The 11906-nt window shown below is 38.5% G+C and carries 16 protein-coding genes and 1 riboswitch; of the genes, 13 read left to right on the plus strand and 3 right to left on the minus strand.

The features are described 5' to 3' along the window. Positions 1–501: 501 nt before the first annotated feature. Positions 502–975 carry a hypothetical protein gene (locus TY16_RS18420; protein ID WP_043933268.1) on the plus strand — a complete coding sequence of 158 codons (474 nt, stop codon included), beginning with the start codon at positions 502–504 and terminating at the stop codon, positions 973–975. A 135-nt stretch (positions 976–1110) separates the two neighbouring features. Here the strand turns inward: TY16_RS18420 and TY16_RS18425 are convergent, their stop codons facing one another. Both TY16_RS18425 and TY16_RS18430 read right to left on the minus strand, forming a co-directional pair. After that, positions 1111–1320, minus strand: coding sequence for a hypothetical protein (locus TY16_RS18425; protein ID WP_043933269.1), 210 nt, complete (start codon positions 1318–1320; stop codon positions 1111–1113). 688 nt (positions 1321–2008) lie between these two features. Next, a complete protein-coding gene (locus tag TY16_RS18430) occupies positions 2009–3202 on the minus strand; it encodes a NupC/NupG family nucleoside CNT transporter (RefSeq protein ID WP_043933270.1) in 1194 nt (397 codons plus the stop codon). Between the two features lie 136 nt (positions 3203–3338). After that, positions 3339–3440: riboswitch (purine riboswitch) on the minus strand. A 188-nt stretch (positions 3441–3628) separates the two neighbouring features. Here TY16_RS18430 and TY16_RS18435 point away from each other — a divergent pair. Then, a complete protein-coding gene (locus TY16_RS18435; RefSeq protein ID WP_043933271.1) occupies positions 3629–3898 on the plus strand; it encodes a hypothetical protein in 270 nt (89 codons plus the stop codon). A gap of 170 nt (positions 3899–4068) precedes the next feature. On the opposite strand, the gene map is transcribed toward TY16_RS18435, so the two are convergent. After that, on the minus strand, positions 4069–4812 hold the full coding sequence (gene map, locus TY16_RS18440; protein ID WP_043933272.1) for a type I methionyl aminopeptidase: 744 nt from the start codon (positions 4810–4812) through the stop codon (positions 4069–4071). A 210-nt stretch (positions 4813–5022) separates the two neighbouring features. Here map and TY16_RS18445 point away from each other — a divergent pair, with 210 nt between their 5' ends. From TY16_RS18445 to TY16_RS18495, 11 genes are all read left to right on the plus strand, one after another. After that, complete coding sequence (locus TY16_RS18445; RefSeq protein ID WP_043933273.1) at positions 5023–5814, plus strand: DUF2935 domain-containing protein; 792 nt, start codon at positions 5023–5025, stop codon at positions 5812–5814. 119 nt (positions 5815–5933) lie between these two features. Further along, the gene (locus TY16_RS18455; protein ID WP_231505713.1) at positions 5934–6533 is read left to right on the plus strand and encodes a peroxiredoxin; all 600 of its coding nucleotides are present in this window, start codon (positions 5934–5936) and stop codon (positions 6531–6533) included. 403 nt (positions 6534–6936) lie between these two features. After that, entirely contained in the window at positions 6937–7128 is a 192-nt protein-coding gene (locus TY16_RS18460) for a hypothetical protein (RefSeq protein WP_043933276.1), read from the plus strand. 488 nt (positions 7129–7616) lie between these two features. Next, entirely contained in the window at positions 7617–8249 is a 633-nt protein-coding gene (locus TY16_RS18465; protein ID WP_043933277.1) for an HNH endonuclease family protein, read from the plus strand. A gap of 57 nt (positions 8250–8306) precedes the next feature. Beyond that, positions 8307–8549, plus strand: coding sequence for a hypothetical protein (locus TY16_RS18470; RefSeq protein WP_043933278.1), 243 nt, complete (start codon positions 8307–8309; stop codon positions 8547–8549). Positions 8550–8900: 351 nt separating this feature from the next. Then, the gene (locus tag TY16_RS26355) at positions 8901–9044 is read left to right on the plus strand and encodes a hypothetical protein (RefSeq protein ID WP_155922282.1); all 144 of its coding nucleotides are present in this window, start codon (positions 8901–8903) and stop codon (positions 9042–9044) included. Between the two features lie 28 nt (positions 9045–9072). Further along, positions 9073–9402 carry a hypothetical protein gene (locus TY16_RS18475; protein ID WP_155922283.1) on the plus strand — a complete coding sequence of 110 codons (330 nt, stop codon included), beginning with the start codon at positions 9073–9075 and terminating at the stop codon, positions 9400–9402. 41 nt (positions 9403–9443) lie between these two features. Further along, positions 9444–9902: a YjdJ family protein gene (locus tag TY16_RS18480; protein WP_043933280.1), complete on the plus strand. Its 459-nt coding sequence runs from the start codon at positions 9444–9446 to the stop codon at positions 9900–9902. A 39-nt stretch (positions 9903–9941) separates the two neighbouring features. Next, positions 9942–10502, plus strand: coding sequence for an AAA family ATPase (locus TY16_RS18485; protein WP_043933281.1), 561 nt, complete (start codon positions 9942–9944; stop codon positions 10500–10502). A gap of 41 nt (positions 10503–10543) precedes the next feature. Then, positions 10544–11257 carry a hypothetical protein gene (locus TY16_RS18490; protein ID WP_043933282.1) on the plus strand — a complete coding sequence of 238 codons (714 nt, stop codon included), beginning with the start codon at positions 10544–10546 and terminating at the stop codon, positions 11255–11257. A 219-nt stretch (positions 11258–11476) separates the two neighbouring features. Then, positions 11477–11906, plus strand: a 430-nt coding sequence (locus TY16_RS18495) for a beta-propeller fold lactonase family protein (protein WP_231505646.1), incomplete at its 3' end; no start/stop codon positions are given.

Raw genomic sequence — 11906 nt, forward strand, 5'->3', positions numbered from 1 at the left:
TTGTTTAATAGCTCCCTTGCCTTCTTGAAATTGGAATTACGCTTATATTGCTTCAAGAACTTTGGATGCTTCATCAATCAAATCTGCATTATAAAGTTCTGTTGCATATATAAACATTCATTATTCTCATTCTCTATATCATTGTTTTATTAAATTTGTTCAATTGATTAGAAAAATAACTTTTATTGGGAAATTTTAATGGTTACAGTAGTTCTTTTGATGTGCATTTGAAAGAGATAGCGGGACTAATGTTGGAAAATAGTACATAAACATAAGAATTAGAAATGTACTAGTTGGGAAAGTTAAACATTAAGAAAATTCAGACATTAATGTAATTTCGGCAGGAGGTATTGAGGTAACAGAATTTGCAGTTGGATTTACTGGTTCGAAGGATGGCGTGGAAGGCGGACTTTCTATAACTATGAGTAAAGATAAGTCGGCGGATTTTGACACTACGTACCCAGCATATGCACAAATAGTTAACCGTTAAATAATGGGGTGTTGATTATAACAAGAAAACAGGCAAATATCATAATCAGTATATTACTCCTTACAAATCTGATTACCCTTGGATTCTTATACTTTTCAAAAACAGAATTTGCAAGTTCGAAAACGAGGTCTGTCCAGTATTCGCATATATATTTGAATGGGGAAAGTTCTCACTGGAAAGTAGAAAAATTTTTGGTATCCTATTTGCCCACTGCTTTTAATTTCGGCCGGGGAACCTTAACTTATATAGGACCTGACAAACCTTCACAACCGGTAACTGTTGGGGTTAAGTTTCTTGACCACAAAGGGAAGGAAGTGGGGTATTCAGAAGGTCAGGTAAGTGCTGATAGACTTACAAAAAGTCTATCTGGTGGCGGTTCTAGGGACACAGTTATTAAAAATCCTGTCCCATTAATAGATATTGTAAAGTGGTCGCTAATAGTAAATTGGGATGGAAAAGAAGAAGTAATCGATTTAGACATATAACATCTAACTAATTGTAATTGTTTGGGCAGAGAAATTATCCTGCTTTTTTTATTGGCTGTTTTCGTGTGGATTGTGGCTTCTGTTGAGATAATTAGATGTACAAAAAAAGACATTTATTCATAAAGTCTTGAAATGCTATTTTTTCCCGCAAGTAACTGGTGACCAAAAGCCATCCTTCTTTATCACTACCTCTCCTTCTTTATCAAAGTTATCAAAGCATTTTTCTATAATGAGTTCGTTTGCTTGATGGTTCTTGTAAATCTGGTTAAACACTAAACCACCTATCGTGAGAATAGTAACACTTCCGAGTATTGCGATAATCATATTTAGTTTATTTTTGTTCAAGTATGCCCTCTCCCTTCAAATTTATAGATTACCATTTATTATAGTTTTTTCCTACCTAAAGGGCATTCCAAAAAGCAACAATCTTTTAGAAAACAGCCTTTTAAAAAGAAGGCAATAGAAGTGATGATCCTTGCCACTCAGTAAAAATTTAGTAAGGAAGAAATAGCAAGTGGCCTGATTTACCTTGGACTGTTATATTCCTCTTCAAAAGAATATCAAAAGGCACAATATTGGCTCGAAAATCTATTGCAACGCGAGAACTATGATAAGAATTTTAAAAAGCTCGCTGATCTCAAAATAATTCCGACAAGTAAAAGGGAAGTTTAGTAGTTCACACAAAGGGTATCTGGAGAAATTTAAAGGAGCAAAGTATCATCTACGAACCGGGATTACGAATGTTGATGAAAAAATTTATGCAACAGCGGTTGTGTTTGAAAACAATAAGACCAAGACTGTGTTTGTTAGTGTTGATAACATAGGAATGCTAATAGACGATACATTAATAAGTCGGAAACAAATTGCAAATGAAAAAGTTGATATTACTGAGCTTTGGGTGTGAAAAGCAAGGAAGGTTCTTTGTTGAAATCATTATTGACATTCGTCCAAAAACATATTAAAACAAGGAGCAATTGGACTAAAGCCACTGCTCCTTGTTTTATCCTTTTGATTAGAAAAAAGGTGTAAGAGTTTATATAAACATATTTACAAAAATAGCGGTAATAAAGCTTGCCATGGTTCCAGCGACAATCGCTTTAAAACTCATAGACGCAATAAGTTTTTTCTTTGATGGCGCTAAGGAGCCAAGACCTACGATTAATTGTCCAATAGAAGATAGGTTCGCAAAATTACATAAAGCGACGGATAAAATTGCAACAGTTTGTGGTGTTAGTTCATTTTGTATTTTGAGCAAATCCTGGAATGCAATAAGCTCATTGGCTGCAAGCTTTGTTCCGATAATGGATGCGGCTCGAAAAGCATCTTCAAAGGGAACCCCCACAAGTAAAGCAAAGGGAAAGAATACGTAACCAAAAATGGTAGCAATATCCGTTCCAAAGATGCTAAGAATACCGTCTACAAGAGCCAATATACTGATAAACGCAATCAGCAAACCACCAATATTGGCCGCAAGCTTGACTCCACTTACAGCCCCTTCAGAAATGGCTTCAAAAATATTGGTGTGTCCTGCTTTTTCCATTTTGATATCTTCACTTGTTTCAGATTCTTCTGTTTCAGGTTCCATAATTTTTGACATGACAATAGCGACAAAAGGTACGGAGAAAACCGAAATAAGTAAATATCTAATATCAATGCCCATTGAGGCATATGATAAAAGAATTGCACCGCTTGCGGATGCAGTGCCTCCAACCATAACAGTGAACAATTCCGAACGTGTCAGTTTTGCCAAATATGGCTTGATGAGCAAAGGGGATTCTACTACGCCTAACATCGTATTTGCAACTGTATTAAACGATTCAACACGAGTGGTACCAAACACTTTGCCAACAACCCAGCCGAGTCCGCGTACAATAATAGGGATGATTCGTAAATAATACAGTGCTGAGACCAATGCAGAGATAAATATGATTACTGATAACACCTGAATCGCAAATACAAAACCTACATTCGTTCCTTCTGTAAAAAAACCGCCAAATAAGAATTCAATACCTGCTTGGCTATAGTTCAGTACATGCTGTACGCCTTGAGCAGCATTTGTAAGAATCCATCGGCCAAAGGAAACATTGAGCATAAAGTAAACGAAAATAGCTTCTAACACGACACCAACAATAATCGTACGCCATTTGATGGCTTTTTTATTTTTACTAAGAAGCCAAGCCAAAAACAATAACCCTATAAGGGAGAATAAGCCAAAAATAATATCCACGATTAACCTCCTTATAATAGCTTCATTGACGACCTTACCATTGTCGGAAGTCCGACTTCTTTTTGGAAATAAAAAAGGTGCATTCTCTTAATCTATAAAGAAAGAAGAGAATGCACCTGGTTACGTTTGTCCCTTGTGGCGATCTAACTTTCCTTATAGTCCGGCACTTTACGGATGCCAGGTAGAGACTTTTGGACCATATTTCCAAAAATATATAAGGATCGTATGAAGTTGATTTTTGAATTTTAACAGAGGCTTATCTAATAAACAACCTATCAATAAAAAGTAATAAAATACTGAATTCTTTAAACGTCTTTATGACATAAATCGTTAGATGCTAATATATATAACGAGTATTGGGCTGGATTGCCAAAAAAAGGATTCACGCACTTTTGCAGAAGCAAAAGTGTTAGGGGGAGGTGAACAATGCAACAGGTTAAACTATTTCTGACGGGGTTTATTAGAGAACCATTATGGTTCAAGTTACTAATCATTACGTCGTTCCTTGCTACAATTATTTTAGGCAGTACAGTTTTTTCAAGCCAGCCTTATATGGAAAGTGGATCAAAATTGGCAGCAGCCATATTATTTTTTTCGTATGGAGTCAAAATAAGGAGAAGTCATGGCAAAGCGTTAATTCTCTTTGCATGTGCGTTTCTATCCCTTTTCCTTTCAATCCTTTCCATAGTAAGATAGGGGGATTTGAAACTATAGTCCAGCAGGGGGGACCATTTAAGAACTGCACTCTCCTCCGCTTAATGAAGCTGGCGAACAGACGGAATCTGTATTGTTTAGGCATCAACAATTACTACAGGAATTGGCAAAGCAAGGGGAGCTGATTAAAAAACTCAGCTCCCCCTCAAATCTTAAAGCGTAATGATAATTGGTCCTTCTTTTGTCAGGATTATTGTGTGTTCACATTGTGCGACGAAGCTGTTTTCAGTGACATAGGTCCATTCATCATTTTCGTACTGAAACACTTCTTCCTCGCGGGTCGAGATAAATGGTTCAAACGCAATGACCATGCCTTCCTTCAAAAGTTCATCATCATATGGTTCGTAAAAATTGTAAATATGGTTCGGTGCTTCGTGAATCCGGCGGCCTATCCCATGGCCAGTCAAATTCATGATTACCGTAAATCCATTATCACGGGCAACCCGCTCAACCGCCTTGCCCAGGCCGCTTTTTTTCGAACCAGGCTTGGCCTTTTTTAAGCCGGCCTCGAACGCTTCAACAGCTGTTTCGCAAAGCTTGGTCAACACAGGATCTCCGTTGCCAACAACAAATGAAATGCCAGTATCGGCAAAATAGCCGTTTTTCGAGGCGGATACATCAATATTGACAAGGTCGCCTTCGTTAATGACGCGGCTCCCTGGAATGCCATGGGCAACTTCTTCATTGACACTGATGCACGTGAAGCCAGGAAAATCGTATTCGCCTTTAGGAGCGGATAGTGCGCCATTTTCTTCAAAAAGGCGGCCAGCCAGCTCATCAAGCTCTTTAGTTGTAATTCCTGGTACCGTTTTTTCAACAAGTTCGTTTCGAATCAAAGAAACAATTTTCCCAATTTCCTTCAATCCGTTAAAATCTTCTTCTGTTTTTGCAATCATGTTTTATTTCCCTTCAATCCTTAATATTCATTCATAAGGATATCCCTTTTTCGTAAATAAATCCAATCTTTTAGCCGAACAGCTCAGGTTGACTTTCTCCTCAATTTTATACAGGTTTACCAGGATTGAAGGATTCATCTGGAAAAAGAAGAATAAGGCATCTACCTGAACGTATACATAGAATGAAGGAGTCATAAGGAGGGGGTATTTTTGGCTAACCCAATAGTATCGAGATCATTAGATGAAATTCAATTCTGGTCGAGAATTATGAAGGAACATGCATTATTTTTAAGCCTGGGTTTCAATAAAGAACAGCCGCAGCTGATTGCTGAAGCCGAGCAGTTTATAAATCTTTTTGAACGGATAGAGGAAAAATTGGCACGGTTTACACCAAATACAGAATTACAGCAAATTCAGGCTTTTAATATCGAGGTATATCAAGCAGCAGTCGCAATTTGGAGCTATAAAAGAAAGGTTCTAGGTTTAACACTAAGATGTGAGATTCGATCAAATAATTATCCTTTATTGGTTGACCATGTCAGCAGGGAAGCCGCGTATTTTGCAAATCGCTTAAAAGATCTCAATGAGGGCAAACTTGCCCCTGAACCTGACAGCATCATTAAGGAAAATCTTTTCTTTTTAAGAATAATGGCAGACCACGCCAAATTCATAGGACATCTTTTGGATCCTTCGGAAAGAAAGCTGGTTGACCAGGCAAGAGAATTCAGTCACGATTTTGATCAATTGGTATTTCAGGCTATTGATTTGGATTCAATGCGGCCTCAATCAGAAACCGTCCCAATCCTGGACCAGTTCCTAGATCAAAATCGGGTTTCCGTTGCATCTTTAAGGGATTTTAAGAAAACAGCCCGGGATCTAATAGAGGCATGCCGGATTAAAAGTAATATTCATCCACTACTTGCTGACCATACATTCAGAGAAGCTGCAAGGTTTATTGAAATCATTGATTTATTTGAGGCACATCTCGCTTCGCAAAGATAATAATAACGGCGAATAGTCCGAACCGGATTATCGCCTTTTTTATTTACAGATAATTAGGCTCAACAACCCAATTCCGCTGACATACTATACTTCGAATAGAGTATAGGCGAGGTGTGTAAATGCAATTTTCAAACAATCAGGAACAGCCATTAAAGGCACAATTATCCACGCAGGCACCGACGTTCAAAGCAGATGCTTATGATACCCTGGAAAAGACAATAAAACAGATAAGCTTGGACAACTATCGCGGAAGCTGGGTGATTTTGTTTTTCTACCCAAGCGACTTCACATTTGTCTGACCAACCGAGCTGGCAGCGGTCGCTGCCATTTATTCCGAGCTTAAGACCCTCAATACCAATGTTCTGGCAATCAGTACGGACAGTGTGTATTCGCATAAAGTGTTTGCCGAAACGTCACCTTCACTTTCAAAAGTGACCTACCCGCTTGTCAGCGACAGGACACATTCCATTAGTAAAGCGTACCAGGTACTAAATGAAAAAACTGGAGCTGCTTATCGGGCAACAATTATTATTGATCCGGAAGGGAAAATAGTCGGAAGGTTTATCAACCCTTCTGAAGTGGGCCGTAATTCTTATGAAATTCTCAGGCTCATTTATGCATTACAATTCGCTAGGCAAACAGGCAAGGGAGTCCCAGCAAACTGGATGCCAGGAAATGCTGGAATTGATCGAGACCCAAAGAATATCGGAAAAATTTAAAGTAACTTTTTTCCAGCGGTGCATATTTCTGAAAGGAAAATGCACCTTTTCTCAAATTTCATAGAATAAAAGCTGAAGAGAAGTATTCCTTACTAGTCATGAAAAAAATATAGCAGTAAAAGAATGTATTTTGTAGGAATATACCACCAATTTCATGGATAGTAGGGTTCCGTATAGAAAACTCGACGTTCCGGTTCTCGAGGGCTCGGGGTTCTTCTAGAAAAACAGATTTACTCGGTGAAGGAAGGGTTAATCATTGAATGAAGTATTAATGAAACTAATCAAGGTAATTGGTATACATCGCACATCCAGCGGTCCTCAAGTTGCTGGATGTTTATTTTTTCGTGGAATGATTAATGATATACTTGACCGACATCTCTAAGATGGGAAAGGAGGAATGATCATGAAGTATATCAAGTCTCAAATGAAACAGTTGATTAAAGATAATAAGGAATTGCAAACCCGATTAAAAGAGATGATGGAACAACATGAACTTGAGAAAAACTTTGCCATCAAGGCATTGTACCATTCAGAGGTTGCTGAAGGCGGAAAGTATCAACTAGCATACCAAGCACTTGACTTGCCAAAAAGGTAGGTCCTTTTTTAATCAATTTAACTGAGTCTATCGAGTGACGTAGAATAAACAACAGTTAGATCATATCCCCAATTTCCTTCAACCCGTTAAAACTCATGCTGTCTTTCCAATTATATTTAGTTCCCTCATTTTTTTGAATTCAATGATAAGAGACCCTTGAAACTAATTCCAATGAAGCTGAGTTTATAAGTTTTAACTGAAAAAACCTTGTAGAAGTGTATGACAAGTAGAGTGTATTAACCTCTTCAACAACTATATTTTTCATCCAAACTATTTACTGAATATTAACAATTCTTTACTTTAACAAAAGTTATACCTGTACTAACATAGCAAGTGTAGGATAGTGATAACTAGCCGGAAAATGATAGAGACAACGGCTGTATATGTTGCTTTTTGATAAAAACCTAAATGGTTTCATGGTATTAGCATCTATTCATTCTCAATGACTAAGGATGTTAATATAAAAATTACATATAGGAGGAAAATCAATGAAAAGTAAATGGCTCGTATCTTTTTTGTCGCTGGTTTTGTTTTTGGCATTTTTTCAATATGACGCGCCAACTGCATCTGCCTTACCATCCGGAATCCCATCTAAAGCGACAGCCCAATCCCAGTTGAACTCACTGACTGTGAAGGCCCAAGACTCAATGACCGGCTACTCTAGGGACAAGTTCCCGCACTGGATCAGCCAAGGCGGCGGCTGTGATACTCGCCAGGTAGTACTAAAGCGAGACGCAGATTACTATAGTGGGACTTGTCCTGTTACATCTGGCAAATGGTACAGCTACTACGATGGTGTCACGGTTTACTCACCTTCCGAAATTGACATTGATCACGTGGTGCCATTAGCAGAAGCATGGCGTTCCGGTGCTAGTGGATGGACAACGACAAAACGCCAGAATTTCGCAAACGATCTTAGTGGCCCACAGCTTATTGCTGTGACCGCTAATGTGAACCGCTCTAAGGGTGACCAGGATCCATCGACATGGCAGCCGCCACGTTCTGGAGCTCGCTGTGCATATGCGAAAATGTGGATCAACACCAAGTACCGCTGGGGCCTCCACTTGCAGTCGTCAGAGAAGTCTGCACTGCAGAGCATGCTTAACTCCTGCTCCTACTAAACTTGATCGTTTCGGAGGTATGAAATTAATAATTGAACTAAGATGGGAGTCAGTCTTATGGAAATAAAGTCTTCAATCTTCACCGCAACTCACGGGGTAATGACCGCAGAAGTTGGTGTAATAAGCGGGGAGCTCGAACTTCGCACAACTTGTGATGATAACGGAGCCCTAACGCTCGCAGTCACATATGTTGGCGCAGAAGAATGGTATACACTGCCTGGAGGAGATTACCATCTACACGACCCGCGTGACCACGAAATTGTCCATCGCATGCTCATAGCCGTACTAGAGCGCAATTGAAATCATAATGAATAGAACAATTATCCAATAACGGTTTAGTTTTCGAGTACTATTACTTAATTAGCAAGCCAATTCGCAGTCCAATTCGAAATGATTGGACTGCTCCTTTTTGTTGAATTATTGGTGTTTTTAATCATATTGAAGGTGAATTATCCCCCAAATTAACAGCCTTTTAACTGGCTGGCAGAAGGAATGTTAGCGTGAGAATTCTTAAGGTAAATGTAATCCTAATTACGAACTCAAAATTCAAAAGGTGAATTTAGCGACTTTTTCCAGCGGTGAGGATTCCTGAAAGGAGAATGCACCGTTTTTGTCGAAATCATATGGATAAGTTGTACTTGAGGTGATGAAATGCTTGAGAAATGGAGTCAGTTGAAAGCCATTAAAGGAATGAAATTGGAAATGATCTATGAGCAAGTTCTTCATGTATATCAGAATCGTGACCAACTAATTTTGCAGTACAAACACTTTAATCCATTTTCGTCCAAGCCATAACGATATTAATGCCGAAAGATATTGATTGTTGGAGTGGGAAGAAACATTGGCTGGAGATGATGTGCTTATAGTTAAGTCTCAATCCACACCTGATCCATTTGAGTATGAATTATATGATCATCCATCACAAAAATATATGCTTGCTCCAACTTCCGGCTATCACATTAGGGACAATTCGTTTATAAATGTTAAAGGGTATGGCATAAATGAGGAGCTTTTAACCTCTCTTGTAATCGAACTAGAACGGTCTTTTCTTCATATAGCAGCAACTCCAGCTATTATCGAACTAAGAATGACTGACTTTGAACCTGTGATACGTGAGCATGAAACGTTATTAATCACTTCATATCAATACTGAGAAAAATTTTTAAAAATTTCTGTCAAGGAGGATTTATTACTATGAGGCTAGCTATCCAAGCCGGAATCGGATTAATCTTTCTTTTGTTTTCAACAATGGCCTCCTGGTATGAAGGTAGCGCACTTGTAGATTCCCCTTCAGAATGGAAGCACTCTACCCCTTTTACGCAAATTTTTAAAACTAGTTTTTCAGATGGAAAGGACATTTCACAGCTTGACTACTTTGTTTACGCCGCAAAGTTCCAGCCAATCTTCCCGGTCATCATGATTGTATCTATTCTTTATTTATTTATTTTGGCAGGTTTATATTTTTTAAAAAATAGGGGCAACTTGTTTTCACTCTATCTGTTCATTTTAGGCATTATTTGTGTTTTAGCAGGACTTCAGCTTGCAGGTTCCTCCACACAGGGTGGACGGATATTATTTTATGTTTTTGCAGCATCTGGATTGGTCAATTTAGGTTTTTCATTTTTTAAAAGAATACATCAAAATCCTGTTTAATTTAATTCATAAAAAAAGTGGAAATCAGGAGAGATTTGTATGAAATTTGTTCTAATGTTTGGACCCCAGGCGGTTGGCAAAATGACTGTCGGCCAGGAATTATCTAAAATAACTCAATTAAAGCTTTTTCATAATCATATGACCATTGATCTCGTCAGTCAGTTTTTCAACTACAGCACAAAGGAAGGAAAACGGCTGGTCAATTTGTTTCGCCAGGAAATTTTTGAAGAAGCATCGAAAAGCGATATGTACGGAATGATTTTTACCTGTGTCTGGTTTTTTGATCTTCAAGCTGATTGGGAGTATGTCAAACGGCTCACGGAATTGTTTGAGTCCAGAGGATCGACTGTCTACTATGTTGAGCTTGAAGCAGCCCTCGATGAAAGGCTTGAACGGAACAAGACGCCGAACCGCCTGGAGCACAAACCGTTTAAACGGGATTTAGTCTGGTCTGAAAATGACTTGAGGAGGTCGATGGAAAAACACAGAATGAACTCCCTGGAAGGTGAAATTAAACATCCGAATTATCTCAGGATAAACAATACCAACCTGAATCCCGAGGAAGTCGCGAAGATGATAAAGGATAAGTTTCAGTTATAGCTATTTGGGTCCGGCAAGGAAATTAACATAGGGAGTTCATAATGACTAATATAAAGAAGGTTATTTTTGTTGCGATTATCGGTTTACTTATTACCGGTGGCTGGTTTGGATACCAAAAGCTGACGGACGATACATATGAAGGAATGTCTATTATCCCTGAAGAACACGTCGATATCCCTTTATTCCCCGGGTTGGAACCAACTAGGGATCAATATGAGGTAAAAGGAGATCACTGGAGAGAAATATATGACTTTTACTTGGAGGGGCTTCCTAAATTGGGATGGAAGAAACAAAACACCCAATCTGCCTTAGAGGATAACGACCGTAATAATGATTGGGGAGGGTTTATTTCAAGTTGGACAAAAGAAGGGTTTGATGGGGAATTAACTATCTTTGCTTCTTATAATCAATTTGGTGAACAAACAGAGGTCCATTTCGACCAAACACCAATTTATCGGTCTTCCACCTGGATCCATGATGTTCCAGAAAGCATTTGTGTATATAAGGCTTCCACTTCGCAAGATTGTACCGTTATAAGGGATGAAAATAAGATAAATAAGATTACAGCCTTCATAAACGAAGCACTTGATTGGGAAGAAGAAGCAACACCGCGGGACAAAGAAAGAACAATTGTTTTTGGCGAATTTGACATAAAAATTCTATATGAAAAAGAAAAAGAAATATATTTTAAATCGGAGAAAGGGACCAAGTTGATGAAACCGGAACCTGAATTCTTTGAGCTTATCGGGCTGTAGAGAAATATTGTAAAAGTGCCAAAAGTGTGCAAGTTTCTTCTTAAGACCCTATAATAGTGTGAGTGGGATTGGCAAATGCCGTCCCACTTTTTAATATAGGCGCTGGTATAGTTTCTCAATGTTTTTCTAAGAAATGGGATAAGATAACGGTATCCAGACCTAAAAATATTGAAAATGTTGCAGCTTGACCGCTTCAACAATCAGCGAAAAAGTAAGGAGATGTTTAAAATTAGTAAATTTACAGGTTTTGTCGGGACGTATACAAATGGTGATAGTAAGGGGATTTATTCATTTGTGCTAGATACGGATTCCGGAAGCATTACGGATGTAAAAGTCGCAGCCGAAATAGGTAATCCAACTTATTTAACACTAAGCCAAGATCGGCAATATCTTTATTCTGTTGTAAAAGATGGAGACAATGGTGGGGTAGCTGCGTTCTCAGTTATATCAGGGGAACTTCAATTTATTAATTCGGAAGTTTCAGCAGGATCGCCGCCTTGCCATGTTAGCATTGATGATGAACAGCGTTTTGTCTTCAGCACAAATTACCATAAGGGGACAGTTGATTCATACTTAATTCAGGAAGGTACTGTTAGCAAGCCGGTTGCAATCATTCAGCATAAAGGATCCGGACCTGATCCAAGACAAG

Source organism: Bacillus sp. EB01, from assembly GCF_000613125.1.
In the GTDB taxonomy this organism is placed as follows: Bacteria; Bacillota; Bacilli; order Bacillales; family Cytobacillaceae; genus Bacillus_D.